Source organism: Corynebacterium sp. KPL2680, from assembly GCF_040225675.1.
GTDB classification, from domain to species: domain Bacteria; phylum Actinomycetota; class Actinomycetes; order Mycobacteriales; family Mycobacteriaceae; genus Corynebacterium; species Corynebacterium rhinophilum.
Map to the genome: position 1 here is coordinate 235,178 of NZ_JBEHFM010000001.1, position 24,940 is coordinate 260,117.

Genomic DNA, 24,940 nt, shown 5'->3' on the forward strand with positions numbered 1-24,940 from the left:
GGAGTGTCTGGGTTCAGAATGCACAAAATCACCTTGTCAAGTCGGTTTTGCCATCACCAACCCGAAAGGCTAAATGTGCACCGAAGATCCAGATTCCAGCGCAACGAATTAGTGTATAGGAAAAACTCAGGTATGTAAAGACACACCACTCTTAAGGCTTTTTTCATTCCGCGTTCGGGGGCAAGCTCTCGCTCGCCGCTGCGCCAACGCGGCAGTAATGCTGCACCGCGTCTATCGCGGCAACCACAAGCACCGTACCACTAAAAACTCACACAACCGCAACCCGAACCACACTTAAGGCTCTTAGCTGGAACTTTGCCTAGCTATTTGGGTGACGTTTTTCTTTCCGCGACGGCGTACATGCTTGTTTTTACGGTCATATATTCCAAGTGCCCCAATGACCCCAATAAAGGTAAGCAAGATACCGATTCCTAGGGCTACCCAGCGCGCAATCTCCGCCACGTGGTTGCGTGGGAATGATTCTGCTTCCGCGATGAGCGCCGCACGGCTTTCCTCTGAGGTAGAACCGTTAAAGACAAAGGCTCGCTCGCACCCTACCCCCTCGCGGTCCGCGTAGTAGTCATCGATATCCATATCCATGCCCACAACTAGGCCCGTGGCTTGGTCGACGTAGAAGTCTCGGCTGCCCGAGTGCATCAAATAACCAGGTTCTTGACCCCCATCTTCTTTGGGGAAGGAGGTGATATTGCCATCGGCGGCATACAGCTGCGCTACGTTCGTTGGTTCAATTTCCTGGTGATAGCGATACACCGTGCGGCCTTCTATGTCAGTTTCTTCTTCAAAGACCGCGTCCACCGCCTTGCGCAGGGTGGGGTCAAAAACCGGGTAGTTCGTTTTCTCCGCATCCGCTGGGAATTTCAGCCAGTACCCGTCGATGGCCACCTGATCTTCGGGGCTAGCCAAAGTGTGGCTCAGGCTGGCTTCTGCCTCTGCCTCACCGCTCAGGCGGTCGATGGGATAGGTCCACACCTGCGCCTGGCTTAAATCGTCGATGCCCTGACCATCGCCGCGCAGGCGCGTCTCCCCTATGCGCAGCGTCGCGGTATCTTCATCTGAAGGCTCTTGGATGCTCGCATTAATCTGGTAGGTCATCGGCCCAGAATAAGGCGACGTGCCATCCTTGTTGACCACTTGGGAATCCGCGGAGTCATCCTTAAGGGCCCACGTGGTGTTTTTGAGTTCCAACGGCAACCGCGGCGAGAAATCCAAAAACGCCGGCGCCGCTACTCCGGCGGCCACCAGCGCTACGCCGAGGCCAAGTAAAAGGACGGAAAAGATGCGGGACTTGGGCAGCATGGGGGCTAATTCTACAGCGCGAGCACCCAAATCCTAGTTTCTACAGGCGGGCTCGAGCGGACTAAACTTAAGATTCCTACGCCGTGTGCTTGTCCCACGCGATAATGCCGCTCGTATCCGTCGTGCGACGAGCGCACCAAAGGTCATATTCTTCTTGCAACCCCAACCAGAATTCGGCGGAATTGCCAAAATACGCCGAAAGACGCAAAGCCATATCCGCGCTCAATCCAATTCGTCCACGGACGAGCTTTGAAATCTGGGATTTGCTGCTAAAAACGTCCTTCGCCAAGCGATATTGAGTAATACCTAAAGGCGTTAAAAACTCTTCGCTTAATACCTCACCTGGGTGCGGCACAGGGACTATGTCCAGTGCTCCTTCAGACCCATTAGTGGTAATCGATGAAGTCAACATCGATAGCTCCCTTCTCTGTCCACCGGAAAATTATCCTCCACTGTGCATTTACTCGAATCGAATAAAAGCCTTCGAACTGACCTCTAAGCTTTTCCAGGTGATTCGCTGGCGGAACTCTTAAATCAGAAACTGTCGCAGATCGATCAATCATGATCAACTTCCGGCGTAATACTTTCCGCAATTCAGGAGGTACGTACTTGGGCGATTTACCATTAATGTGAAACAGCTCTAAGCTATCTCTCCTAAATTCCACAATCCTATAGTGTCACACTTTGAAACTTGAGTCTACCGCTGAGACAATCATTATTAGAGTCGTCGCAACGACCCACTAAGCTCAAGGAACCCGCAAAACGGGAGAAACCCCCATCTCCCACCGCGTATAGCGCGGTAAGAGTGGGGGCTTCGAAAGCGTGAAGCTCAGTTAAATTACTTGAGCTCGACGGAAGCGCCAGCCTCTTCCAGCTTGGTCTTAGCAGCCTCAGCGTCGTCCTTGGAAGCGCCTTCGATGATGGCCTTAGGTGCACCCTCAACCATTTCCTTAGCTTCCTTCAGGCCCAGGCCGGAGACGAGCTCGCGGACAGCCTTAATAACGCCGATCTTCTTAGCGCCAGCGTCGGTCAGAACGACGTCGAACTCGGTCTGCTCCTCAGCAGCGGAAGCGCCGCCCTCAGCCGGAGCGCCCGGTGCAGCAGCGGCAACCGGTGCAGCAGCCTCAACGTCGAAGACGTCCTCGAATTCCTTAACGAACTCAGACAGTTCGATGAGGGTCATTTCCTTGAAAGCTTCAATGAGCTCGTCCTTGGTGAGCTTAGCCATGATGGCAAGTCCTTTCTGTGTTGTGTGCTTGTTCCCCGGTGATGAGGTAGCAAGCACGGTGTTTTATGTGTGCGTCTGTTGTGACGACTTAAGCTTCTGCTTCCTTCTTGTCCTGCAGAGCAACAACGGTGCGAACCGCCTTGGTTGCAGGAGCGTTGAAGACAGCGGCTGCCTTCGCCATAGAACCCTTCATAGCGCCAGCCAGCTTTGCGAGGGTGGTCTCGCGGTTGTCCAGCTTGGCGATGGCCTGAACCTGCTCCGCAGACAATGCGTCGCCGTCCATGTAGCCACCCTTGATGACGAGTGCCTTGTTGTCATCAGCAAACTTGGTGATGACCTTCGCAGCATCTACTGCCTCACCCTTGATGAACGCAATTGCGGTCGGGCCAGTCAGCAAATCATCAAGACCTTCGATGCCAGCTTCGTTGGCAGCGATCTTGAAGAGGGTGTTCTTGGCGACGGAGTAGTCAACGTCAAAGCCCAGGTTGTTACGCAGCTCCTGCAGCTGGGATACGGTCAGGCCGCGGTACTCAGTCAAAACGACGGAGCTAGAATCGGCCAGCTTCTCCTTCAGCTCTGCCAAGTCTGCAGTGTTCTTTGGGTTTGCCATTGTCTCTCGCCTCCTTCCAAAACATCTCTTTTATTTTCCGCCGGGGCCTTCCAAAAAGAAAAGCCCCGTGCAAGAGCACAGGGCGTGCGACATGGGAAATGCCGCGGAATGCGCAAAGTGTCTCCTGCGTGGGCCGCCTCCATGGGGGAGAACTTTCAATCCTTAATGGATGACCAACGGTCTTCGGTGAACTTTGACTCGGCCACCAGGCCGTTCAAACTTCACAAGTGATACTACCGTACTTTCCTCGTATTCCCAAATTGCCCAGCCGCGTAGGCTATCTACTATGACTTCCCTCATGTGGTTTCGCGATGACCTGCGCTTATCCGATAACCAGGCTCTCACCCGCGCAGCGCAAGCCGCCACCGATGATAAAGACGGTTCAAAGCCAGAGTTAGTGGCCATAGTTCTCGATGAGCCCGCCTACCCCGGGACCCGACCCCTCGGTGGTGCCAGCAATTGGTGGCGGGAGCGCTCGCTTTATGCCCTTGCGCAGGACCTCGCAACCTGCGGGGTGAAGCTTCTCCGCGCTACCGGGGATGCCCGCGCCGTCATTCCCCGCACCGCCCGGGAGATTGGCGCCGATACCGTCACCTGGACCCGCCGCTACCACGGCCCGCTGCGCGAAGTCGACGCCACAGTAAAAGCAGCGCTCGCAGATTCCGGAATTAACGCCACCTCCTACCCCGGTTTCACCCTCGTGGAGCCATGGGAGGTAACTAATGGCCAGGGCAAGCCTTATAAGGTCTTTACTCCCTTTGGGGCCGCCGCGCGGTCCCAACTCGCTGATGACGAACCGCTGCCCGTGCCGGAATTGCTGTCGCGGCGGGAGATGGGGGCATCGGCAAGCAGCAGCTGGCCCGATCCCAGCGCCGCTGAACCGAAGTGGGCTGCGTCGCTCGCCCAGTATTGGACGCCAGGGGAGGCAGGTGCGCGCGAACGCCTAGCCCAGCTCGACTTAACTCACTATGCCAGAGAACGCGATATACCCGCGCACAACGCCACCTCTCTGCTATCGCCGCACCTGCGCTTTGGCGAGGTATCCCCACGCGAAGTTTGGCTGGCCGCCGCCGAGGAACCCGACGCGGAGAAGTTCCACTCCGAGTTGCTGTGGCGCGACTTTGCCTGGCACCGGCTCTACCACCTGCCCGATCTGGCCACCCGCAACGTGCGGCAACAGTTCGACCGCTTCGACTGGTCCTGGGATGACCCGCGGCTGAGGGATTGGCAGGACGGGACGACGGGTATACCACTTGTCGATGCCGGTATGCGCGAACTCTGGAAAACCGGATACATGCACAATCGCGTGCGCATGGTGGTGGGATCGTTTCTCACCAAGAACCTGGGAATCCATTGGCGCCTAGGCGAGGAATGGTTTTGGGACACCCTGGTGGATGCCGATGCCGCGTCCAACCCATTTAACTGGCAATGGGTGGCCGGCTGCGGCGATGATGCCGCGCCCTTCTTCCGCATCTTCAACCCTGAAACCCAGGCACAGCGCTTCGACCCCGAAGGCGCCTATATCCGCTGCTGGGCTCCCACGCTATCCACCCCACCCATCGTGGATCTCAGGCAGTCGCGCCAGGCGGCCCTAGATGCCTACGCCGAGATCAAAGGCGCAGACTAACGCTCAATACCTAGACTTTTCGTTCACACCGCAAGGCCTGTTGAACGATGCAAAAGACCCCAAGGAAAATCCTCGGGGTCTTCATTCACGCGCTATGCGCTATCACCGTCTTAGTCGGTGTAGCCCTTCTGCACGGAGCCGTCCACAGGAATGCCTGGGCCGGAGGTGGTGGAGATGGTGGCACGCTTGATGTAGATGCCCTTAGCGGAAGCAGGCTTCAGGCGCTGGATCTCATCCATGAGGGCGCCGTAGTTCTCAGCGAGCTTCTCAGCATCGAAGGAAGCCTTACCAAGGATGGCGTGCAGGTTTGCAGCCTTGTCCACGCGGAAGGAGATCTTACCGCCCTTAACCTCGCTAATTGCCTTAGCAACGTCATTGGTCACGGTACCGGTCTTCGGGTTAGGCATCAGACCACGTGGGCCCAAGACGCGGGCGACGCGGCCAACCTTGGCCATCTGGTCCGGGGTAGCGATGGCAACGTCGAAGTTCAGATTGCCCTCGTTGATCTGCTCGATCAGCTCGGAGGTGCCGACGATGTCAGCGCCAGCTTCCTGGGCTGCGGTAGCCTTTTCGCCCTCTGCGAAGACGGCGACGCGAACGTCCTTACCGGTGCCGTTAGGCAGGGAAACGGTGCCGCGCACCAGCTGGTCAGCCTTGCGTGGGTCAACGCCCAAGCGGAAGACGACGTCAACGGTGGCGTCGAAATTCTTGGAGGAGGTCTCCTTGGCCAACTTTGCGGCCTCGATCGGACGGTACAGGCGGGACTTATCTACTAGTTCCGCAGCGGCCTTATAAGCCTTAGACTTGGTGCTCATTTAACAATTCCTTTTCTGGATTGGCGTGGTATTTGGCGGGCCGAAGCTGGCCCTACCACATAAAGTTTTTACTTCTCCGGTGCGCCATCGATGTTAAGGCCCATGGAGCGGGCGGTACCAGCGATGATGTGTGCGCCGGCCTCGATGTCGCGGGCGTTGAGGTCCTCGAACTTGGTCTGTGCAATTTCCTTGCACTGATCCCAGGTGACGGTGCCGACCTTATCGGTGTGCGGAACACCGGAACCCTTCTGGACGCCAGCGGCCTTCAGCAGCAGCTTGGCTGCCGGCGGGGTCTTCAGCTTGAAGTCGAAGGAGCGGTCTTCGTAGACGGTGATCTCAACAGGAACCACGTTGCCACGCTGGTTCTCGGTAGCGGCGTTATAAGCCTTGCAGAATTCCATGATGTTGACGCCGTGGGCACCCAGTGCCGGGCCAACTGGCGGTGCCGGGTTAGCGGCGCCAGCCTCGATCTGCAGCTTGATGAAGCCAGATACCTTCTTCTTTGGAGCCATCGAATTACCTCTTTCCTGTGGTACCGAACCTGCGTCACGATGAATAACGCGGCCCGTCCGGATGCTCACCTCAGTGGGCCACCGGAGGATGAAACGATTTACGTGTGCGCACGCAAAAGGCGCACGGCGTTCCAGTCTAGAACACCGTGCGCCCTGCACAAAATCATTTTTTAAGAAATGCGCTCGATTTCCGTCGGCGACAACTCCACTGGGGTTTCGCGGCCGAAGATGGAGACTAGGCCCTGTATCTTGCCGGTCTCCGGGTCAATTTCGGAGATGGTGGCGGACACGGCAGCCAGCGGGCCGGACAGGATGGTAACGGCCTCGCCCACCTCGAAGTCGTGGGCGTACTTCTTGGCCACTTCCTTCTCCGGCATTTCAACGACCTGCTCGCCCTCTTGCTCGTTCGCAGCGGCCTCGCCCTTGGTGGCGGGAGCTTCGTTCGGCATGAGGAACTTAGCCACGTCGCGGGTCTTCACCGGCGTCGCGTTGCCTTCATTGCCCACGAAGGAGGTAACGCCGGGGGTTTCGCGGATGACGGACCAGGCGGCATCGTTAAGCTCAGCGCGTACCAGAACGTAGCCCGGCAGCAGCTTGCGCTTTACAATCTTCTTCTTGCCGTCCTTGTTTTCCATGATCTGCTCGATGGGGACGACGACCTCGAAGATGGAGTCTTCCACCTCAAGGGTCTGCGCACGCATGTCGAGGTTTGTGCGCACCTTGTTCTCGTAGCCGGAGTAGCACTGGATGATGTACCACTGGCCCGGCTGTTTCTTCAGCTCGCGGGTGAATTCGCGCAGGCGCTTGCGGTAAGCGGCGTCCTCGGCCTCTTCCTCGGTCTCGGCGGGGGCCTCTGCGGCGGCCTCGGCCTCCGCCGAAGGGGCATCGGCAAGCGCAGCGTCTTCTGCGCCAGCGGTGTCAGCCTCAGCCGGTGCTGCGGCCTCCTCTTGGGCGTCCTCGACTGCGCTGGCGTGCTCTGCAGCCTGCTCCTGCACGTTGGACTGCATGACCTCCTCTAGGGAGGTTCCTGGGTTTTCGACGTTATTTTCGTCGCTCATGAGTGGTACTCCAAAATGTCATCGGCGCGTGTTGTAGAACCAGCCTACCCGCGGCGCGTGTGGGCAAAAAGTATCCCGCCGTTCCGGAGTGCGGAAACAGCGGGATAAAAGTTTGTGGTGGCCATTCTAGCTAATTAGTCAGAATCTTCTCAACTCCGAGGCCAGCCAGGGTATCGACGCCCCAAACAAGCGCGGTGATGACGATCAAGAAGGCGAACGTGATGAGGGTGTACTGCAGCATCTCTCCACGGGTGGGCCAGACCACCTTCTTCATTTCAGAGACAACCTCGCCGGGGAATGCGGCGACGCCGCCACCCGGGCTCTCGGTGCTGTTTTTATCCTCAACGCGGACGACGTTCTTCTTCGCCGAGTCCGTGGAGGTCGTGGAAGCCGCACCAGAAAGCTGGCGCTTACCGGTAGGACGCGGGGCCGCCGAGTCCTTCGGCTGCTGCTCATCGCTCACAGCTAACCCTCCTTGGGAAATGAAATCTTTTTCTAGGCATGAACCTCCGCCCAGACATAACTTTGTCAACCCTAGCAAAAGGTGCACAGGCAGGAAAGCATGCCAGGGCGGGTGAGCCGCATCTGTGACAAAAACATCCCCGCCATCTGGAAAGCAGATGCCGGGGATCCTTGCAGGGGCGACAGGACTCGAACCTGCAACCTACGGTTTTGGAGACCGTTGCGCTACCAATTGCGCCACGCCCCTATTTTATTTTCCGTGACACTAGAAAGTCACGCGCCGATGACCTTACCAGATACCTAATTCCGCACGGAAACCAGGACGCCGTTAAGGCCATAGGCACGGTAGTAAAAAAGCGCCGTAATGGCGCTTTTCTTTCCCGGTAGCGATGGCGAGAATTGAACTCGCGACACAGCGATTATGAGTCGCTTGCTCTACCACTGAGCTACACCGCCATGGTGAACACCTTCATCCTGCAGGAAGATATTTCCTCCAGACATGAATGGAGCCCCCTGACAGAATCGAACTGTCGACCTTTTCCTTACCATGGAAACGCTCTGCCGACTGAGCTAAGGGGGCATATCCCAGCATCAAGCACGTCAATATTTCGTTGTGCTCTCCGTTGCGGACTTCAATAATGTAACCTGACACCTCCACTTTGCACAAATCGCCACGTCAGCGGGCATAAGTGTGGAAATTTCAGACGCTTATACGATGGTGATCCTGCCCGCCTGGTGTGCTTGAATGAAAGACATGCTGGATCATAAAGACTGTCTTTCTATCGACGCCGCGAAGCTCTACTACAACTCCGGGTTCTCGCAGGCGGAGGTGGCGGCTCACCTGGGGATTTCCCGGCCGACGGTCTCCAAGTTACTCACTCATGCCGCCGAGCGCGGCTTTGTCACCGTGAGTATTACCGATCCCCGCGAGCAGTCCGATGAGCTGGTTTCTGCGCTCTGCGAGCGCTTTTCGCTTGCCGATGCCCGCGTCACCGCCACCCCTCCCGGCGGATCCCTGCTCGCGGATTTAGGCAGCGCTGGCGCCGCCCTATTGGAAGAGCTCATTACCGATCACACCTCGGTGGGCTTGTCCTGGGGCGAAACCATGTCCGCGGTGGCCTCCCATTTGCGCAAGCGGCCACTGGAGGGTGTGGACATCATCCAGCTCAAGGGCGGGCATTCTCACTCGGAGCGCTCCACCAAGGATCTGCAGACTATGCAGGCATTTACCCAGGCCTTTAATGCCGAGGCACACCTGCTTCCCCTCCCGGTGATCTTCGATTCCGTCGAGGCCAAAGAGTGGGTCTCCCGCGATAGGCATATTGCCAAGATTTTGCAGATGGGGACATCAGTAAGCGTGGCGGTATTTACCGTCGGCGCGATGAAGAAAGAATCGCTCGCACTTAATTTGGGATATCTCACCGAAAGCGAAGAGGAAGAATTGCTCACCAATGCTGTGGGAGATGTATGCTCGCGCTTTTTCACCACCCAAGGCGACGTTGCCAGCCAGGCGGTGGATGAGCGCACCGTTGGCATTAGCCTGAGCGATTTAGCAACGCGTCCCACCCGCGTCTTAGTAGCCGGCGGTGCTCATAAGGCCGAGGCACTACAGGTCGCCTTGGATATGGGCCTTGCCACCCACCTAGTCACGGATCAAACCACGGCGCACAAACTGGTGAACTCTACAGAGAGTCGCCTTCCTCACCATTAATGCACATTTGTTAATTATTTCATTGACATTGGTGCCGCGGGGGCTAAACTGACTGGTGACACAGTCCACCAGTCCACGTTGAGGAGTACTCCATGTCTCAGACTGAGATTTCCACCCCGCACATCAACCCGCACGGCACCCCCATCGCAGAGACCGTTTTGCTGCCCGGCGATCCCCTCCGCGCCAAATTCATCGCGGATACCTTCTTGGAAGATGTCGTCCAATTCAATGAAATCCGCAACATGCTGGGCTTTACCGGCACCTACAACGGCAAGCCCATCTCCGTTATGGGCACCGGTATGGGAATTCCCTCTATCGGTATCTACTCCTGGGAATCGATCCATAAGTTCGGTGCGAAAAAGCTCATCCGCGTCGGCTCCATCGGTGCTATGCAAGAAGACATCGAATTGCACGATGTCATCGTGGCATCTTCTGCTTCTACCGATTCCAACTTCCTGTCACAGTATGACCTGCCGGGCACCTACGCCCCCACCGCATCTTGGAAGCTACTCAAGGCGCTGGTAGATGAGGCCGAGCGCCAGGAGACCCCGATCCACGTGGGCAATATCCTAAGTTCTGACATGTTCTACCACATGGATAAGACCGTCAACGGCCGCTGGGCGCACATGGGCGTGCTTGGTGTGGAAATGGAATCCGCCGCACTCTATGCCACCGCCGCCGAGGCCGGTGTCGACGCCTTGGGCCTATTCACCGTCTCAGACAATGTGGTCAACGGCACCCAGCTTTCTGCCGAGGACCGCCAGAGTGCATTCCACACCATGATGAAACTCGCCTTGCCGCTTAACGCAGTCGACTAAGCTCCTCTTCCCACAAAGGACAACTTCCATGCTGAAAAAAGTTAAGGCCATGCCGGGGGATCGCACCCAGGTTAACCCCAAGGCGGCCGTCCCTATCCTCCTTTTCGTCTTCGTCTTCTCTCTCATCATTGACAATGGATTCAAGACGATGACCATGCCGATCGCGGAAGCGCTGGAGATCTCCGATAAGACCGCTTCGCTGCAGGCCTCGCTGGCCGGCGTCATCATTGGTATCGGTGCCGTCGTCTACGCCGCCTTGGCGGACTCCATCTCTATTCGGAAGCTCATGCTGACCGGTATCGGGTTTGTGGCCGTGGGTTCCATCCTGGCTTTCATTTTCTCCGGTTCGTGGGCCATGGTGTTGACTGGGCGTTTGATTCAGACCACCGGTTTGGCCGCCGCTGAGACGCTCTATGTCATCTACGTGACCAAGCACTTGAGTGAGGATGATCAAAAGACCTACCTCGGCTTTTCCACCGCTGCCTTCCAGGCCGGCCTGCTCATTGGTGCGCTGACCTCTGGGTTCATCTCCACTTACGTGTCCTGGACGGCGATGTTCCTCATCCCACTTATCCTCCTGCTCACCATTCCGCCCATCATTAAAAATGTGCCGGAAGATGAGGCCGTGGAGGGCCACCTGGACGCACTTGGCCTGTTCTTCGTCGCCGTCTTCGCCAGCGCTCTCATCATGTTTATGCAGGATTACGCCTGGTACTGGCTCGTCTTGGCAGCCATTGGCTTAGTCCTGTTCATCGTGCACATCAAGAACGCAAAGAACCCCGTGGTCACCCCGGAATTCTTTACCAATGGACGCTACGTGTGGACCATCGTCATGGTGCTCTTTGTCTATTCCACCCAGCTGGGCTTTATCTTCCTGCTTCCCTATGCAGCCCAAGACATGCACGGCATGAGCCTTGACCGTGCTTCGTTGTTGCTCATTCCTGGCTATGCCTGCGCCGTGCTCGTCGGTATTTTGTCCGGCAAGATCGGCACGGTGCTCTCGTCTCGAGCCACCATCTATACCGCTTTTGCTTTGGTTGCAGGTTCCTTATTCATTGCCGCGCTGTTTGCACAGGTTCACGTGACTGTGCTTGTTATCACCATTATTGCCTTTGCCAGCGGCTTTTCCCTGATGTACGCACCACTGGTCAATACTGCACTGCGCAATATCACCGCAGCCAAGTCCGGTATCGCCATCGGCTTTTATAACCTCACCATCAATATCGCCATCCCGCTGGGCATTGCGTACACCGCCAAGCTGATGGAGTCCACCAGCTACACCACCACCCTGCTCATTCTCACCGTCATCGCTCTCTTCGGTTCCGCGCTGTACATCATTTCGGATCTAAAGATGGCTAAAAACGAACCCGCCCCAGTTTCCTAAAGGAGAAAATCATGACTTCCCAGAACCTCACCCGCTCAGACGTCGCTTCCTACATCGACCACACCCTGCTCAAGCCAGAGGCCACCCCGGAGCAGTTCCGCGCCTTGGTAGAAGAGGCCACCGAGCTTGGCACCTACGCCGTGTGCGTCTCCCCTTCCGCCCTGCCGCTCGAGACCCCGGAGTCCCTCCACGTCGCCACGGTCGTGGGCTTTCCTTCCGGCGCCGTCAAGCCGGAAATCAAGGCCGCTGAGGCAACCCGCGCGGTTGCCGATGGCGCCGAGGAAGTAGACATGGTCATCAATATCCCGCTGGCCATCGAAGGCCGCGCCGAGGAGCTGCAAGCAGAAATCCAGGCCGTGCGCGATGCCATCCCAGGCAAGGTGCTCAAGGTCATCATCGAGTCTGCCGCGCTTTCCGATGCCGCCATTGTCCTCGCCTGCCAGGCCGCCGCTGCCGCTCAGGCGGACTTTGTAAAGACCTCCACAGGTTTCCACCCCGCCGGCGGTGCCTCCACCCAAGCAGTCAAGCTCATGCGCGAGACCGTAGGCGACAAGCTGGGCGTGAAGGCCTCCGGCGGCATCCGTACCGCCGAGGATGCCCTCGCCATGATCGAGGCCGGCGCCAGCCGCCTGGGACTGTCCTCCTCCGCCAAGATCCTCGAGGAGCTTTAAGCCATGTCTGTGGATAAGACCTTCGATATCGACTACGCCCGCACTTGGGCCAAACACGATCCGGATGCGGACACCGCCCGTCAGGTGCTCACGTGGATCGAGGAAGATAACTCCGAAGAACTCGCCGCCGCCTTCGCGGGCCCACTGAACTTTGGTACCGCGGGCCTGCGCGCCGCCGTGGGCGCGGGCGAATCCCGCATGAACCGCGCCGTGGTCATCCGCACCACCTACGGTCTTATTACCTGGCTCAAGCAGCAAGTCGATACCCCGGTCGTCGTCATCGGCTGCGATGCCCGCCACGGATCCGCGCAGTTCCAGCGCGATGCCGCGCAGGTTATCTCCGCCGCTGGCGGAAAGGCCTTAGTCCTGCCTGCTCAGAATCCGACCCCGCTGACCGCCTTCACGGTGCGTTCCTTAGGCGCGGACGCCGGCATTATGGTTACCGCCTCCCACAACCCGCCTGCCGATAATGGCTACAAGGTGTATCTGGGTGGCCGCGTTGCCACCGGCCCGGGCGAGGGCGTGCAGCTCATCTCCCCAGCCGATAAGGAAATCGCCGCCGCCATCGCTAAGGCCCCCTATGCCGATGAGGTCCCGCTCACCTCCGATCACATCGAGGACGTCGATACCCGCGCGGAGTACCTCGACCGCGCCGCCACGTTGGTCGGTGAAAATACCGATATCACCATCGCTCTGACCGCCATGCACGGCGTGGGTGCCGAACTGGGTAAGGAACTGCTGTCTCGCTGTGGTTTTAATGTCTCGCTGGTGCCGGAACAGGCCGCTCCTGACCCAGATTTCCCCACGGTGTCCTTCCCCAACCCGGAAGAGCCTGGCGCACTGGACCTTGGCATTCAGCATGCCGAGAAAATCGGTGCCGATATCCTTATCGCTCACGACCCCGACGCCGATCGCTGCGCCGCCGCCCTGCCCACCGATGGCACCTGGCGCCAGCTCAGTGGCGATGAGACCGGTGCCTTGCTTGGCGATTACCTTGCTCGCCGCGGCGCTACCGGCAACTTCGCCAACTCCCTCGTATCGTCCCGCCTGCTCGGGCGCATCGCCGCGCACTACGGCCTCGGCCACGAGGAAACCCTGACCGGTTTCAAGTGGATCGCCCGCACCCCGGAGCTGGCTTTCGGCTACGAAGAAGCTATTGGTTTCTGCCCCGATCCCAACGCAGTGCGCGATAAGGACGGCATCTCTACCTCCGTGGTGCTCGCCAGCCTCGCTGCCGAATGCAAGGCCGCTGGAAGCAGCCTCCTAGGCCGCTTGGATGATATCTACGCCACGGTCGGCGCCCTGCACACGCAGCCTCTGACCTTCCGCGTCGAGGACTTGAGCCTGATTACCCAAGCAATGGACAAGGTCTCTGCTACCCCGCCGACCGAGCTCGCCGGCTCCCCAGTGTCCAAGGTGGAAAAGTTCGCCCAAGGCTCGAAGCTCTTCACCGAGAACGATGACCGCGTCATCGTTCGCCCCTCCGGCACCGAGCCCAAGCTCAAGTGCTACCTAGAGTCCCCCGACGCCGGTCGCCTCGATGCCATCGCGGCCGATCTGCGCGATTACTTTGGGCTCTAAGCTACTCTTGCAAAAGCCAAGCAGTAAGCTCTTGTACTGCTTGGCTTTTGCCTCCTGTATAATTCTTCTCTAGTTCTAAGGCAACCGATTCAAAGATTTTCTCAGAAAGTGCCTTAGCCCTATCCGCAGTAATTTGTCCGCGAAGATCATCTAGTGGAACAGCAATGGCACCATCTCTGCTCGGCCTTATCCAATAAGACCGCATATCCGCAGCGTACATTTTGGGAAACGTACCCGAGATTTGGGATTCAAGCACTACATTGCCAAAAAATAGTGTTGCTAGCCGCCTTTCTTCCATGCCCTTCATCGTATGCGAAAATAAAACGCTGGAAGACTCCTCTCTCCCAAGATGAGACGGTGCCTGATACTTCTCAATGGGCACGAAAAGCCGATTCAAAAAGCATTAGACGAGCCAAACCGACTACTTGAACAAGCACAAGAGATGTTCAATATTCCGATACTCCGGGATCTGGGTTTATCGATTGCTAAGAGATCAAGAGTAGAGAATTCCCTCAACAGCAAATATCAACTATTTAATGGTGATATGACACGTGCCATCGGTACCAGAGCGACCTTTGGCAACGATTTCAGCACGGTCCAAATCCCCGTTATAGGTACTGGCTCCAGTTTGGATACTAGTTGTTGTGCTGGACAGTTCAACGCTATCCTCCTGCACAACTTCGTCGCCATTCATATATTTGATGGTTAATTCATCACCGGGTTGACCTCCATAGTGAATGTGGGGCGTATTCTTCTCGTTATCCATTTTCACCACTTGCGGATCGCACTCCCCTTCAGCCGTAACATTCCCAAGTATTGGAGCGTCTGAGGGACGGGGCTCAAAACTCTCCAGAGAAGTATCGCCATTATTCGGTGCCTCAGATTCTGCAGAGGGCTCAGGGTCTTGCACACCACAACCTACGAGCATTAAAGGTAAGCAAACAGTACTGATAGCAAGCTTATTCAACCGCATGCAGACACCTTATCAATCGTTCACGTACTGAAAACTAACCTTATTCTGGGCTATCACGAGCATCTGTTAGTCCTATTCAAGGTGTGCCGCGTCCCATTGAGCTTTCAGATCCGCCTTGCAGGAGAAAACAACGAAGCCCCACAAGCTTGTGCTTGTGGGGCTCTGTGTTGTGCCAGGTAGAAGATTCGAACTTCTGAAGGCAATGCCGGCGGATTTACAGTCCGCTCCCTTTGGCCGCTCGGGCAACCTGGCATGCACTCTGTGGTGCGTGTATGTACTTTACTATGAAGCACCCACCTACCTCCAAATCGCCAGCGCAGCGGGGAGAAATGGGGTGTGTAGGAGGGGGCATCGACAAGCAGCTAGCCCACGCGGCGAACGGTGTAGTCCGCAAGCTGGCGCAGCGCTTGGCTAGCGGAATTTTCCGGCAGCACGGAAAGCTGTTCTTCTACGGTGCGTAGGTAGGCGTTAATGTCCTCTAGCGCCCGCTGACGGCCGCCAGACTGGCGCAGGAGCTCAATGGCACGCTCGACCTCAGCATCGGTTTCTAGGGGGCCTGTCAGCAGCTCACGCAGCTGGTCTCCCACCTCGCCGTCCTCTTCCAAGGCGTAGAGGACGGGGAGGGTAAAGACACCCTCGCGCAGGTCGGTGCCCGGAGTCTTTCCGGACTCTTCTGGATCGGAGAAGATATCGATGACATCGTCCACGATCTGGAAGATCATGCCGATGGCACCGCCAATGCGGCTCAACGCAGCAGCGTATTCTGCAGAAGCGCCCGAGTGGTACGCGCCGAGGTAACCGGCAGAGGCGATAAGCACCGCGGTCTTTTCCTGAATAACGGCCATATAGTGGTCCACGGGGTTGGCTTCGCCGGCACCGATGGTCTCGCGCATCTGGCCGGTCACCAGCTCTTCAAAGGTATCCGCAAAGTGGCTTACGGTATGGGTATCTAGTTGGCTCATCAGGCGGGAGGCGTGCGCCAAAAGGGCATCGCCGGCAAGGATGGCCACAGAGTTATTCCACCGGGAGTTGGCGGATTCCACGCCGCGGCGGCGATCCGCCTCATCCATCACATCATCGTGGTACAGGGTGGCAACGTGCACCATCTCCACAACGGTGGCGGACTTAATAACCTCTTCACAGCCCGGTTTGGCGCCGTACTCAGAGGCAAGCAGGGCCATCATTGGGCGAAAGCGCTTGCCGCCTGCCTTGGACAGATGGCTTACCTTGTCCTTCAAGAAGTCCTGGCCGCGGTCAGTTTCACTGCGCAGCTTTTCTTCTACTGCTTCCATGCCCGCGCCAATGCGTTCATTAAGCTGTGGATCACCAAGATCCACGTGAGTGGCATGCGAGTGGCCGTGAGTCATTAAATAGCGTTCCTTGCAATTAAAAGCCAGAGATAATCGTTTATCTACCGTAGTCCAAACCAGCCCCCTTAACACACTTGAGGGGTTGAACTAGTGCAATGATAGTCCCTATGTCGGAACAGATCGATTCCCCCCGCCCTGTCGAAGTCGCCATCATCGGTGCAGGACCCGCAGGAAGTGCTGCGGCTATCCACGCCGCCCGCGCAGGCTATGAGACTGTCCTCATTGATTCAGCCACCTTCCCCCGCGATAAAACCTGCGGCGATGGGCTCACCCCACGGGCAATGCACCAGCTAGACAAGCTTGGCATCACCGTTAACGCCTCCTACCGCAACCGCGGGCTCAAGCTGCACGGCTACGGCGGGGACGTCACCGCCCCGTGGCCGCAGACCTACCCTTCGCAGGCGGGCACTGCCCTGCCGCGCTTTAGGCTCGATGCGCAGCTGGTAGAGGCAGCCACCGCCGCAGGCGCCACGCTCATATCCGGTACCCCCGCAAGCGCCCCGGTGATGGAGGGCAACCGGGTGACCTCGTTTCGCATCGGCGAGCAGATTATTCGGCCGAAATGGCTCATCGTGGCCGATGGCGTGCGTTCTACCTTTGGCAAGCAATTGGGCCGCACCTGGCACCGCGATGAAGTCTATGGCATCGCCGCGCGCTCCTATGCCGCCTCCCCTCAAGCAACCGAGCCGTGGATGCACTCACACGTGGAATTAAAAGATGAAGATGATGCAGTCCAGCCCGGCTACGGGTGGATTTTCCCGTTGGGTGCAGAGCTAGGGCAGGTCAATATCGGCGTCGGCGCGCTATCGACCGCGCAGCGGCCGGCCAAGATTAATACCAAAAAGTTGCTAGAGTTCTACGCCGCCCAGCAGCGCGCGGAGTGGGGCCTTGGGGACATCGAACACGTCACCTCTGCCCTGCTGCCCATGGGCGGGGCGGTCTCTAATGTGGCGGGGGCCAATTGGATGCTCATTGGTGATGCCGCCGCCTGCGTCAACCCCTTAAACGGCGAGGGCATCGACTACGGCCTCGAGACCGCAGCGCTCGCGGTGGGCATGCTCGGGCCGAAGGATTTCACCCTCGCGTGGCCGGCCACCCTGCGCGAGCACTACGGCGAATCCTTCCTGCTTGCGCGCACGGCCGCCCGCCTGTTGACCTACCCGCAATTCCTGCCCGTGGCGGGCCCATTGGCGCTGCGCGGGCCGGTGGGCCGCTTGCTGATGCCCGCCGCAGCCCGCCTTATGGGCAACCTCATCACGGAGGAGGACCGCGATCTTATCGCCCGCCTGTGGCGCATGGCGGGCCGCAGCGTAGGCGCCGTCCGGCGCGATACGCCCCTGTGGGCCTCCACTGCGGCGGTCTAGGGAGCTTCAGGGGTTACTGTGGGGCATCGGCAAGCGGCTTCGTCGCCGAGTGCAAGGCGACGATGCCCAAAGAAAGGTTTTGCCAGCCCGCATCGGCCCAGCCGTTGCGGTTGATGGCCGCCGCCAGTTCCTCTTGGCCAGGCCAAGCGCGGATGGATTCCGCGAGGTAAATATAGGCGTCCGGGTTGGAGGAGACCACGCGCGCAACCGGAGGCAGCAGGCGCATGAGGTATTCCTTGTACACGGTGCCGAATACCGGGACGATGGGGGTGGAAAATTCCGCCACCGCCAGGCGCCCGCCCGGCTTGGTCACGCGCGCCATTTCCCGCAGCCCCAGCTCGTAATCGTGGATATTGCGCAGGCCATAGGAAATGGTGACGGCGTCAAACGTATTATCCGCAAAAGGCAATTTCATGCCATCGCCGGCCACCTTGGGCACGTCGCGCTCGCTTCCGGCGGCGAGCATACCGCGCGAAAAATCACAGGCTACACACCACGCGCCGGATTTGGACAGCTCTTCTGTGGATACCGCGGTTCCGGCCGCGAGGTCGAGGACCTTTTCCCCCGGCTGCAGGTTAAGGCGCTCGCGGGTGCGCTTGCGCCAGCGCTTGTCCTGCCCAAAGGACAAGACGGTATTGGTGAGGTCGTATTTTTCGCCGACGGCGTCAAACATGCGCGCGACGTCGAAGGGCTTTTTATCCAGATCTGCCTTAGACACAAATGCCTAGTCTAGGCTACGCGCGCCCCAAGGGCACGAGCCGCCCACCGCGGCAGCTCCGGGCGCTGCCCCAAAATGGTCAGCGGCACCCGGCGGGTATCTTCTAACACCTCTTCGTAATAACCCACCAGCTGCTCGCACAGCGCGGTCCACGTCTTCGAAGAAATGGAGGCGCGGGCATTATCCCGCAACTCCGCATGTATCTCCGGGTTGAGGAGCGCATCGACGGCATTGGGCAGGTCCTCAACAAAGCTATCTACGTCTAAAAGCAGGCCGTTATAGCCTTCCTGGATAAGGTCCACGGGCCCGCCTGCCCGCGGGCCGATGGTGGGCACCCCAGAGGCTTGGGCCTCCTGGATGGACTGGCAGAAGGTTTCAAATTCCCCGGCGTGCACAAAGACATCCAGCGAGGCATAGGCCTGGGCCAGTTCGTCACCGCTCAGCGCGCCGGTAAACACGGCGTTAGGAAGCTGCGCCTCCAATAGCGGGCGCTCGGGGCCATCGCCGACGATGACCAGCTGAATATCCTCGCGGTCATTGAGCGCGGACAAGCGGTGCACGCCCTTTTCCGCGGCCAAGCGGCCGACGAAGCCGACGATGTTCTTCTTTCCACTGCGGTCCCAGCTGCGGCGCAGGGATGCAGAGCGCTTTTCGGGATGGAATAGCTCGGCATTGACGCCGCGGCCCCAGTGGCGCACGTGCTTGATGTGGTGTTTTTCCAAGTCCCGGATGGTTAGCGAGGACGGTGCCAGGGTCATCTGGCAGGAATTGTGGATGGTACGCAGCCACTCCCACACGCCATAGGCCAATGCGGAGGCGTGGTACTTGGTGGCGAACCCGGCGACATCGGTTTGATAGAGCGCCACTGCCGGAATGCGCTGTTGGCGGGCCGAAAATGCGCCCGCTGCACCCAACACAAACGGGCTGGCTAGGTGGATGATATCGGGCTTGAACTTCCGCAGCGCGTCATCCACGGCCGTGGTAGGCACGCCCACCGGCAGCGAATCCACCAGCGGCACGCGCACGGTGGGCACGCGGTAGATGGGAAAGCCCAAATAATCGGGGATTTCTTCTTGGCCCTCGCGGGCACCGGGGGCGATGACAATCGCATCGTGTCCGGTTTCGTGCAGGTGCTCCAAAACGCGCAGCACCGAGTTTGTCACGCCATTGACATTGGGAAGGAACGATTCGGCCACGATTGCAACTCGCATGCCACCATAATGGCTTATTTTTCTCGGCCTTTGGTGAATCCAATGAAAAATCTAGGTAAATTATTTTTCAGCGGGATTTTTCAGCGCGGCGGGTGGTCAGGTTAATAAGCCGCCACAACCCCACTGCGCCAAGCGTCGACACGATGGCCACGGACAGCGCCGGTATGACCGCCAAGGTCCACTCGCGGCCTTCTACCTTCACCAAATCCGGGTTATCTTCGGCGTACTGCACCCATACCTGCTGTCCCTCGCCCAGGTCGGTGGGATAGAGCAATCCTTGCCGCGGGGCATGGTAGATCCCGTCACTATCTTGAAAATCCACGGTGGTGCGCAGCACGCCGACGTCCTTGACCGTTGCCAAGGCCCGGTTAGGCTGTGCGGAAATGGCGCGGTCATTGAGGAATGGCCCCACCACGAGGCCCACCGAGCCCACGATCAGCGCCACATAAATGGCCAACACGAGCTGGTGCAGCCGGCGCCGAAAAACCGCGGGCGTATAGCGCGGGGCCACTTACTGGCCCACCTTCTGCGTGAGCTTATCCTGCAGCGTCCGGCGCGTGGCACGGGTGGTCTGCGCCTCCACGATAGTGATGCCCGTGGAGTATTCCTTGAGCTCTGCCAGGGTATCCAGCAGCTCCTGCGGGGTGGTCACCAGGCGGTAGTCTGCGTCATAAGCCTCTGCCAGCTTGTCGATGCCCACCCCATGCGGCGTTCCAAAGGCCGGCTCGAAGGCATCGCGAAGCGCGGGCGCGCCTTGTTCCAGGGTTTCAAAAATGCCGCCGCCATTGTCATTGGCCACCACGATGGTGAGGTTTTCCGGCCGCGGCTGGTCCTCCGGGATCAACAGACCATTGGCATCGTGCAGGAAGGTCACATCCCCTACCAAAGCCATCACGCGTGGGGCGCGCCAATTGGTGGGATCCAGCGATTGCGTGGCCAGGGCGACGCCAATGGCTTGGGACACTGTGCCATCGATGCCGGCCACCCCGCGCGGGGCGTAGGTATCCACGCCGTCAAAGGGCATACCGATGAAGGAGGCATCGCGCACCGGATTCGAGGCGCCGAGGACCACCGCGTCATTGACCGCAAGCGTATCGCCTACCGCCGCCGCTACGTGCAGTCCGGTAAACCCGAGCTCTTCTTCCTCCAATGTTGCGCGCACGGCCTCGCTGGCCATGTCGGTCGCGCCCTCGCAAATCTTGAGCCACTCGCGGCTTGGCTCCCCGGTGACCTTGACGGTGGTGCCAAGGCGCGCGTTATCCCCGCGCTGGTTGGTAAAGTCCGCCGTGCGCGAGAGCACCACGAGCTCGATATCCGGGTCATTCATCAGCGCGAGCACCCCGCGGTGCAGCGTGGGGTGGCCCACCACGATGACCTGCTCAACCTTGGTATTGACTACGTAGTCATTGGCGGAGACCTGCGCCTTGCGGAAAATGTGCGCCGCGGCCGGGTGCACGGGGTGGAAGGGCCCCGGCGCGGAGGGCTCCGCGATGGTCGGCACGTCTTCTAAGCCCTCAACCTCCCAGGCCTCATCGCCGGCGATGACGAGGGTATTTTTGCTCAAGTCCACCGCGACCTCGCCGTGGTCATAAAACCGCGGGGTAGCCGCGCGAGTGCCATCGCCACCTACAGGTTCCGGCAGGCTATCTCCTACCAGCGGCGCGTCAAAGGCGATATTGATGTGCACCTGAAGATCGCGCTCAAACCGCTCCGCAAGGGCGGCAATATCTTTTTGCTCGTTGACCTGGGTGGTATCCGCATAGACGCCGAAGATGCCGTCTTGCACGATGGTTTGGGAAGCACCGGTGCCGATCAACCGCTCTGGGCGGTCGGCGCTAATAATGGCGAGCGGGGTATGCGAATAGTGCGCTTCAACCACCGCGGGCAGCGTATTGGCCACGGCCGTGCCGGAAGTCATCACCACCCCGACGTGGCGGTGCTGCACGCGCGCCATGCCTAAGGCGGTAAACGCAGCGCCGCGCTCATCAATGCGCGTATGCACCCGGATATCCTCGCGCGCCAAGAGCGCTAGGGACAGCGGTGCGTTGCGGGATCCCGGGCACAGCACCACATCAGTAAGGTGGCGCGCCAATTGGGCGGCTACCTGTTCAGCCAGCTGCATCGATTCATTCATGCTGCCAGATTTTACCTACTGCGGCGCGGCGGCCGGCAATCGGCAATCCCGCCGCACCGTACCGCGCCGCCGCTACTATGTGTTAGCCCTGCTGCTGGTTGCCACTATTGCCAAGGAGATCCCGCAAGAGGCGTTCTACGTCGAGGTCATTGCCTTCTTCCAGGCGGTCCTGGATTTCCGGTGGCAGCTCGGAAGGAATATCTTCGGGGAGCTCGTCTTGCAGGTTTGGCAGATTGCGCAAGCGCTCAGAAATGCCAGGGCCCGCATCCTCGGTTTCGGTCACCGTAGTGGGCACCTGCGTGGTCGTGGTTTCCGTCACCGGTTCTGGCGCGGGCTTATCGGCATCGCTCGCGGCATTGCGCCACAAGAAAAACAGGGCGCCCGCCGCCAAGATGGCAACCACGGCGATGGCGGCAAAGACACCGGCCATCCCGCCGTTTTTCTTCTTTCCCCTGCCGCGCTGGTCCGGGTCATAGTCCGACGGCACCGGCTCATATTGCTGCTGGCCATACTGTTGTTGGCCGTACTGCTGCTGGTCATACTGCCCGCCGGGCTGCTGGTAGTTTTGTTGGTAATTCTGCTGGTAGTCGGCGCTTGCATCGAATTGCCGCGTCTCATTCTGCGGCTGCTGCGCACCTGGGAAATACTGCTGCGGGCGCTGGTTGCGGGCATCACCGGCCGCGCTATCTGGAACGCGGCCTATCTGGCGCGTGGCATCCTCGGCCGGGCCAGACCACTGGCGGGTCTCGTCAGTGCCGCGGTCATCATTATGAGAGCCTTTTCGGCCATTGGAACCGTTTTCACCAAAGCCATTATTTGTCATGCCTACCAGATGTACATCATTTTCCTGTGAGTTCCCAGGGAATCTCCCAGATGCCAGCGTTGAACCAGGGAGGATGCTAGCTCTGGCGCTGACGTGCCCGCAGCGCCCTACCGGTCGCGGTATCTTCCGCGGCCAGCTGGCTTGGGGTGGCATCGGCGATAATCTGCCCGCCGTCTGCACCGGCGCCAGGGCCCATCTCAATGATGCGGTCCGCGCTCGCCAGAACGTTGAGATCGTGTTCGATGACGATCACGGTATGCCCGGCATCGACAAGCTTGTGCAACTCCGCATTGAGCAGGGCAATATCGGCCGGGTGCAGGCCGGTGGTGGGCTCATCCAGCATGTAGACCGTGTGCCCGCGCCGCGAATTGCGGGAGCGCTGCAGCTCCGTGGCGAGCTTGATGCGCTGCGCCTCACCGCCGGAAAGCTCCGGCGCGCCTTGTCCTAAGCGGAGGTAGCCCAGGCCCACGGCCTGCAGCGTGGCGATGGCGCGGTGAATCTTTGGTTCCTCGGCAAAGAACTCGGCGGCCTCATCCACGGTGAGCTCCAGCACCTCTGCGATGCTGCGCCCGTGCCAGGTCACCTCGAGGGTCTCATCGTTGAAGCGGGCACCGCCGCATTGCGGGCAGGTGGTATAGGAACCCGGCAAAAAGACCAGCTCTACCTCGATTTTTCCGGCGCCACCACAGGTGGGGCACTGGCCCTGCTTTACGTTGTAGGAAAAGCGCGAGACCGTCCACTTGCGCTCCTTGGCCTCCGGGGTGGAGGCAAAGAGCTTGCGCACGTTATCGAAAAGGCCGGTATAGGTGGCCAGCGTGGAACGCGGGGTGCGGCCAATGGGCTTTTGGGAAATCTGCACCAGCCGGGAGACCTTATCCAGGCCCTCTACCCCGGCAAGCGAGAACTCGTGGCCACCCTCATCTGCGTCATCTTTATCCTCATCGGCCACGGCGGTGGCAGATTCCTTGAGGGTTTCTGCCAACACGGTGCTCACCAGCGTCGACTTGCCCGACCCCGAGACCCCGGCCACAGCGGTAAATTGCCCCAGCCCGAAATCAACATCGAGCCCGTCGATGCTGCGCGCGGAAATGCCGCGCAGGCGGAGGTGGTTGGAGGGGGTACGGGGGGCATCGGCAAGCGCGAGCTCTCGCTGCGCCAAGGCGCGGGCGGTGGGGGTATCGGCGTCGTAGTCCTCGACCGGGCCGGAATAGACCACCTTGCCGCCGCCCTCGCCGGCGTAGGGGCCAACGTCCACGAGCCAATCCGCCTGGGCCACCAGGTCCATATCGTGTTCCACGAGCAGCACCGAATTACCGGCGTCAATAAACCGGCGGCACATCTCCAACACCGCCCCGCGCTCATCGGGGTGCAGGCCGGCAGACGGCTCATCGAGCACATACGCCACGCCGAAGAGGCCGGAACGCAGCTGGGCGGCGAGCCGGATGCGCTGCAATTCACCCGCCGAAAGGCTCTGGGTGGGACGGTCTAGGCTCAGGTGCGCCAGCCCCAGCTCCAGGGCGGAGGTTAGCGCCGGAAGCACCTGCTTGAGCAGCAGATCCTCCGCGGAATTCTCCTCCGGCTCCTGCGCGCTGAGCACCTCATAGACCTGGTCCAGCGGCAGCGCGCCCAGCTTGTCGATGCTCATTCCCGCATACGTCACCTTGAGCGCCCGCGGGTTCAACCGCCGGCCGTGGCAGGTATCGCACTCGCGGGATTCCATGAAGGACAACGTGCGCTTGCGCAGCGATTCCGATTGGGTCTCCTGCAGCGTCTTGGTGAGGTAGCTGGCCACCGAACGCCACGTGCCTTCATAATTGCGCTGAATCTGGTCCGCACCGCGCAGCGGTTTTACGGTGACCACGGGGCGTTCTTCGGTAAATAGGATCCAGTCGCGGTCTTCCTGCGGCAGGTCTTGCCAGGGCGAATCCAGGTCATAGCCCAAGTTCATGAGGATATCGTGAAAATTCTTGCCCGCCCACGCACCGGGCCAAGCCTTAATGGCGCCTTCCTCAATGGACAAGGTGGGATCGGGCACCATCGATTGCTCGGTGGGCTCGTGCACCACGCCCGCACCTTGGCACTGCGGGCACATGCCCTCTGGGGTATTCGGCGAAAATGCATCCGAGTAGAGCCCCTCAGGGTTATCCCCGGCGCGCGAGTACAACAAGCGCACGCTATTAGATAGCGCGGAGACCGTGCCCACCGTGGAGCGCGCCCCGCCGCCGGAGGTGGATTGCTGCAACGCCACCGTGGGCGGCAAGCCCTCCACCTGGCTTACCTGTGGGTCCACCGCGGAGCTAATGAGCCGGCGCGCAAACGGCGCCACCGATTCCAGGTAGCGGCGCTGCCCTTCCCCGTGGATCGTGCCAAAGGCCAGAGAGGATTTTCCGGAACCGGATACTCCCGTCACCGCCACGAGTTGGCCACGCGGCATATCCACATCGACATTGCGCAGGTTGTGTAAGTGGGCATCGCGAACCTTAATTGTCATGTCCGCGATCTTACCCGCGCACCAGCTTCCTAAGGCAACGCTTCGGCCCGCCACCCCCGCCG

25 protein-coding genes and 4 tRNA genes are annotated in these 24,940 nt (G+C 59.4%); 7 read left to right on the forward strand and 22 right to left on the reverse strand.

Annotated features, from left to right (window positions below):
- Nucleotides 1–303: 303 nt before the first annotated feature.
- The 5 genes from pgfA to rplJ all read right to left on the reverse strand — a co-directional run bounded on the left by pgfA (nucleotide 304) and on the right by rplJ (nucleotide 3,155).
- On the reverse strand, nucleotides 304–1,317 hold the full coding sequence (pgfA, locus tag ABRP66_RS01145; RefSeq protein ID WP_284864782.1) for a cell envelope lipid trafficking protein PgfA: 1,014 nt from the start codon (nucleotides 1,315–1,317) through the stop codon (nucleotides 304–306).
- A 76-nt stretch (nucleotides 1,318–1,393) separates the two neighbouring features.
- On the reverse strand, nucleotides 1,394–1,729 hold the full coding sequence (locus tag ABRP66_RS01150; protein WP_284864783.1) for a HigA family addiction module antitoxin: 336 nt from the start codon (nucleotides 1,727–1,729) through the stop codon (nucleotides 1,394–1,396).
- Nucleotides 1,704–1,982 carry a type II toxin-antitoxin system RelE/ParE family toxin gene (locus ABRP66_RS01155; protein WP_284642670.1) on the reverse strand — a complete coding sequence of 93 codons (279 nt, stop codon included), beginning with the start codon at nucleotides 1,980–1,982 and terminating at the stop codon, nucleotides 1,704–1,706. The genes ABRP66_RS01150 and ABRP66_RS01155 overlap by 26 nt, the downstream gene beginning before the upstream one ends.
- A 173-nt stretch (nucleotides 1,983–2,155) precedes the next feature.
- Nucleotides 2,156–2,545, reverse strand: a complete 390-nt coding sequence (gene rplL, locus ABRP66_RS01160) for a 50S ribosomal protein L7/L12 (protein ID WP_005276856.1) — start codon at nucleotides 2,543–2,545, stop codon at nucleotides 2,156–2,158.
- A gap of 88 nt (nucleotides 2,546–2,633) precedes the next feature.
- On the reverse strand, nucleotides 2,634–3,155 hold the full coding sequence (gene rplJ, locus ABRP66_RS01165) for a 50S ribosomal protein L10 (RefSeq protein ID WP_023025159.1): 522 nt from the start codon (nucleotides 3,153–3,155) through the stop codon (nucleotides 2,634–2,636).
- Nucleotides 3,156–3,441: 286 nt separating this feature from the next.
- On the opposite strand from rplJ, the gene ABRP66_RS01170 reads away from it, so the two are divergent.
- A complete protein-coding gene (locus ABRP66_RS01170) occupies nucleotides 3,442–4,782 on the forward strand; it encodes a cryptochrome/photolyase family protein (RefSeq protein ID WP_349838190.1) in 1,341 nt (446 codons plus the stop codon).
- 110 nt (nucleotides 4,783–4,892) lie between these two features.
- Here the strand turns inward: ABRP66_RS01170 and rplA are convergent, their stop codons facing one another.
- The 7 genes from rplA to ABRP66_RS01205 form a co-directional block, all read right to left on the reverse strand.
- Nucleotides 4,893–5,597 (reverse strand): 50S ribosomal protein L1, encoded by a 705-nt coding sequence (gene rplA / locus ABRP66_RS01175; RefSeq protein ID WP_284770898.1) that lies wholly within the window; start codon nucleotides 5,595–5,597, stop codon nucleotides 4,893–4,895.
- Between the two features lie 68 nt (nucleotides 5,598–5,665).
- Nucleotides 5,666–6,109, reverse strand: a complete 444-nt coding sequence (gene rplK, locus ABRP66_RS01180; RefSeq protein ID WP_023016714.1) for a 50S ribosomal protein L11 — start codon at nucleotides 6,107–6,109, stop codon at nucleotides 5,666–5,668.
- 170 nt (nucleotides 6,110–6,279) lie between these two features.
- Nucleotides 6,280–7,167, reverse strand: coding sequence for a transcription termination/antitermination protein NusG (nusG, locus tag ABRP66_RS01185; RefSeq protein WP_349838192.1), 888 nt, complete (start codon nucleotides 7,165–7,167; stop codon nucleotides 6,280–6,282).
- 130 nt (nucleotides 7,168–7,297) lie between these two features.
- Nucleotides 7,298–7,630, reverse strand: coding sequence for a preprotein translocase subunit SecE (gene secE / locus ABRP66_RS01190; RefSeq protein WP_284770896.1), 333 nt, complete (start codon nucleotides 7,628–7,630; stop codon nucleotides 7,298–7,300).
- 173 nt (nucleotides 7,631–7,803) lie between these two features.
- Nucleotides 7,804–7,876 (reverse strand) — tRNA-Trp (locus tag ABRP66_RS01195).
- 137 nt (nucleotides 7,877–8,013) lie between these two features.
- Nucleotides 8,014–8,085 (reverse strand) — tRNA-Met (locus ABRP66_RS01200).
- A gap of 48 nt (nucleotides 8,086–8,133) precedes the next feature.
- Nucleotides 8,134–8,209: transfer RNA gene (locus ABRP66_RS01205), tRNA-Thr, on the reverse strand.
- Nucleotides 8,210–8,383: 174 nt separating this feature from the next.
- Between ABRP66_RS01205 and ABRP66_RS01210 the strand changes: the two genes are divergently transcribed.
- The 5 genes from ABRP66_RS01210 to ABRP66_RS01230 all read left to right on the forward strand — a co-directional run bounded on the left by ABRP66_RS01210 (nucleotide 8,384) and on the right by ABRP66_RS01230 (nucleotide 13,794).
- On the forward strand, nucleotides 8,384–9,340 hold the full coding sequence (locus tag ABRP66_RS01210; protein ID WP_349838193.1) for a sugar-binding transcriptional regulator: 957 nt from the start codon (nucleotides 8,384–8,386) through the stop codon (nucleotides 9,338–9,340).
- Between the two features lie 92 nt (nucleotides 9,341–9,432).
- Nucleotides 9,433–10,158, forward strand: coding sequence for a purine-nucleoside phosphorylase (gene deoD, locus ABRP66_RS01215; protein ID WP_349838195.1), 726 nt, complete (start codon nucleotides 9,433–9,435; stop codon nucleotides 10,156–10,158).
- Nucleotides 10,159–10,186: 28 nt separating this feature from the next.
- The gene (locus tag ABRP66_RS01220; RefSeq protein WP_349838197.1) at nucleotides 10,187–11,542 is read left to right on the forward strand and encodes an MFS transporter; all 1,356 of its coding nucleotides are present in this window, start codon (nucleotides 10,187–10,189) and stop codon (nucleotides 11,540–11,542) included.
- Nucleotides 11,543–11,553: 11 nt separating this feature from the next.
- Nucleotides 11,554–12,213 (forward strand): deoxyribose-phosphate aldolase, encoded by a 660-nt coding sequence (gene deoC, locus ABRP66_RS01225; RefSeq protein ID WP_349838199.1) that lies wholly within the window; start codon nucleotides 11,554–11,556, stop codon nucleotides 12,211–12,213.
- A gap of 3 nt (nucleotides 12,214–12,216) precedes the next feature.
- Nucleotides 12,217–13,794 carry a phospho-sugar mutase gene (locus ABRP66_RS01230; RefSeq protein WP_349838201.1) on the forward strand — a complete coding sequence of 526 codons (1,578 nt, stop codon included), beginning with the start codon at nucleotides 12,217–12,219 and terminating at the stop codon, nucleotides 13,792–13,794.
- Between the two features lies 1 nt (nucleotide 13,795).
- On the opposite strand, the gene ABRP66_RS01235 is transcribed toward ABRP66_RS01230, so the two are convergent.
- The 4 genes from ABRP66_RS01235 to ABRP66_RS01250 all read right to left on the reverse strand — a co-directional run bounded on the left by ABRP66_RS01235 (nucleotide 13,796) and on the right by ABRP66_RS01250 (nucleotide 16,134).
- A complete protein-coding gene (locus tag ABRP66_RS01235; RefSeq protein ID WP_349838203.1) occupies nucleotides 13,796–14,092 on the reverse strand; it encodes a hypothetical protein in 297 nt (98 codons plus the stop codon).
- 231 nt (nucleotides 14,093–14,323) lie between these two features.
- Nucleotides 14,324–14,767: a hypothetical protein gene (locus tag ABRP66_RS01240; protein WP_349838204.1), complete on the reverse strand. Its 444-nt coding sequence runs from the start codon at nucleotides 14,765–14,767 to the stop codon at nucleotides 14,324–14,326.
- A 170-nt stretch (nucleotides 14,768–14,937) separates the two neighbouring features.
- A tRNA-Tyr gene (locus tag ABRP66_RS01245) sits at nucleotides 14,938–15,019 on the reverse strand.
- 110 nt (nucleotides 15,020–15,129) lie between these two features.
- Nucleotides 15,130–16,134, reverse strand: a complete 1,005-nt coding sequence (locus ABRP66_RS01250; protein WP_349838205.1) for a polyprenyl synthetase family protein — start codon at nucleotides 16,132–16,134, stop codon at nucleotides 15,130–15,132.
- A gap of 98 nt (nucleotides 16,135–16,232) precedes the next feature.
- On the opposite strand from ABRP66_RS01250, the gene ABRP66_RS01255 reads away from it, so the two are divergent.
- Complete coding sequence (locus ABRP66_RS01255; protein ID WP_349838206.1) at nucleotides 16,233–17,501, forward strand: geranylgeranyl reductase family protein; 1,269 nt, start codon at nucleotides 16,233–16,235, stop codon at nucleotides 17,499–17,501.
- Nucleotides 17,502–17,514: 13 nt separating this feature from the next.
- Here the strand turns inward: ABRP66_RS01255 and ABRP66_RS01260 are convergent, their stop codons facing one another.
- From ABRP66_RS01260 to ABRP66_RS01285, 6 genes are all read right to left on the reverse strand, one after another.
- Nucleotides 17,515–18,219 carry a demethylmenaquinone methyltransferase gene (locus ABRP66_RS01260; protein ID WP_284897144.1) on the reverse strand — a complete coding sequence of 235 codons (705 nt, stop codon included), beginning with the start codon at nucleotides 18,217–18,219 and terminating at the stop codon, nucleotides 17,515–17,517.
- Nucleotides 18,220–18,230: 11 nt separating this feature from the next.
- Nucleotides 18,231–19,430: a glycosyltransferase family 4 protein gene (locus ABRP66_RS01265; protein WP_349838207.1), complete on the reverse strand. Its 1,200-nt coding sequence runs from the start codon at nucleotides 19,428–19,430 to the stop codon at nucleotides 18,231–18,233.
- Nucleotides 19,431–19,497: 67 nt separating this feature from the next.
- Nucleotides 19,498–19,941 carry a DUF3592 domain-containing protein gene (locus ABRP66_RS01270; RefSeq protein ID WP_284770885.1) on the reverse strand — a complete coding sequence of 148 codons (444 nt, stop codon included), beginning with the start codon at nucleotides 19,939–19,941 and terminating at the stop codon, nucleotides 19,498–19,500.
- Nucleotides 19,942–21,564 (reverse strand): 2-succinyl-5-enolpyruvyl-6-hydroxy-3-cyclohexene-1-carboxylic-acid synthase, encoded by a 1,623-nt coding sequence (gene menD, locus ABRP66_RS01275; protein ID WP_349838208.1) that lies wholly within the window; start codon nucleotides 21,562–21,564, stop codon nucleotides 19,942–19,944.
- Between the two features lie 82 nt (nucleotides 21,565–21,646).
- Nucleotides 21,647–22,387, reverse strand: a complete 741-nt coding sequence (locus tag ABRP66_RS01280; RefSeq protein ID WP_349838209.1) for a hypothetical protein — start codon at nucleotides 22,385–22,387, stop codon at nucleotides 21,647–21,649.
- Between the two features lie 76 nt (nucleotides 22,388–22,463).
- Nucleotides 22,464–24,878, reverse strand: coding sequence for an excinuclease ABC subunit UvrA (locus tag ABRP66_RS01285; protein WP_284611572.1), 2,415 nt, complete (start codon nucleotides 24,876–24,878; stop codon nucleotides 22,464–22,466).
- Between the last annotated feature and the right edge of the window lie 62 nt (nucleotides 24,879–24,940).

What these genes read in the sequence shown, in the direction of transcription:
- pgfA (WP_284864782.1), bottom strand. Translation starts at nt 1,317, where the DNA reads ATGCTGCCCAAGTCCCGCATCTTTTCCGTCCTTTTACTTGGCCTCGGC.
- ABRP66_RS01150 (WP_284864783.1), bottom strand. Translation starts at nt 1,729, where the DNA reads ATGTTGACTTCATCGATTACCACTAATGGGTCTGAAGGAGCACTGGAC.
- rplL (WP_005276856.1), bottom strand. Translation starts at nt 2,545, where the DNA reads ATGGCTAAGCTCACCAAGGACGAGCTCATTGAAGCTTTCAAGGAAATG.
- rplJ (WP_023025159.1), bottom strand. Translation starts at nt 3,155, where the DNA reads ATGGCAAACCCAAAGAACACTGCAGACTTGGCAGAGCTGAAGGAGAAG.
- ABRP66_RS01170 (WP_349838190.1), top strand. Translation starts at nt 3,442, where the DNA reads ATGACTTCCCTCATGTGGTTTCGCGATGACCTGCGCTTATCCGATAAC.
- rplA (WP_284770898.1), bottom strand. Translation starts at nt 5,597, where the DNA reads ATGAGCACCAAGTCTAAGGCTTATAAGGCCGCTGCGGAACTAGTAGAT.
- rplK (WP_023016714.1), bottom strand. Translation starts at nt 6,109, where the DNA reads ATGGCTCCAAAGAAGAAGGTATCTGGCTTCATCAAGCTGCAGATCGAG.
- nusG (WP_349838192.1), bottom strand. Translation starts at nt 7,167, where the DNA reads ATGAGCGACGAAAATAACGTCGAAAACCCAGGAACCTCCCTAGAGGAG.
- ABRP66_RS01210 (WP_349838193.1), top strand. Translation starts at nt 8,384, where the DNA reads ATGCTGGATCATAAAGACTGTCTTTCTATCGACGCCGCGAAGCTCTAC.
- deoD (WP_349838195.1), top strand. Translation starts at nt 9,433, where the DNA reads ATGTCTCAGACTGAGATTTCCACCCCGCACATCAACCCGCACGGCACC.
- ABRP66_RS01220 (WP_349838197.1), top strand. Translation starts at nt 10,187, where the DNA reads ATGCTGAAAAAAGTTAAGGCCATGCCGGGGGATCGCACCCAGGTTAAC.
- deoC (WP_349838199.1), top strand. Translation starts at nt 11,554, where the DNA reads ATGACTTCCCAGAACCTCACCCGCTCAGACGTCGCTTCCTACATCGAC.
- ABRP66_RS01230 (WP_349838201.1), top strand. Translation starts at nt 12,217, where the DNA reads ATGTCTGTGGATAAGACCTTCGATATCGACTACGCCCGCACTTGGGCC.
- ABRP66_RS01235 (WP_349838203.1), bottom strand. Translation starts at nt 14,092, where the DNA reads ATGGAAGAAAGGCGGCTAGCAACACTATTTTTTGGCAATGTAGTGCTT.
- ABRP66_RS01240 (WP_349838204.1), bottom strand. Translation starts at nt 14,767, where the DNA reads ATGCGGTTGAATAAGCTTGCTATCAGTACTGTTTGCTTACCTTTAATG.
- ABRP66_RS01250 (WP_349838205.1), bottom strand. Translation starts at nt 16,134, where the DNA reads ATGACTCACGGCCACTCGCATGCCACTCACGTGGATCTTGGTGATCCA.
- ABRP66_RS01255 (WP_349838206.1), top strand. Translation starts at nt 16,233, where the DNA reads ATGATAGTCCCTATGTCGGAACAGATCGATTCCCCCCGCCCTGTCGAA.
- ABRP66_RS01265 (WP_349838207.1), bottom strand. Translation starts at nt 19,430, where the DNA reads ATGCGAGTTGCAATCGTGGCCGAATCGTTCCTTCCCAATGTCAATGGC.
- menD (WP_349838208.1), bottom strand. Translation starts at nt 21,564, where the DNA reads ATGAATGAATCGATGCAGCTGGCTGAACAGGTAGCCGCCCAATTGGCG.
- ABRP66_RS01280 (WP_349838209.1), bottom strand. Translation starts at nt 22,387, where the DNA reads ATGACAAATAATGGCTTTGGTGAAAACGGTTCCAATGGCCGAAAAGGC.
- ABRP66_RS01285 (WP_284611572.1), bottom strand. Translation starts at nt 24,878, where the DNA reads ATGACAATTAAGGTTCGCGATGCCCACTTACACAACCTGCGCAATGTC.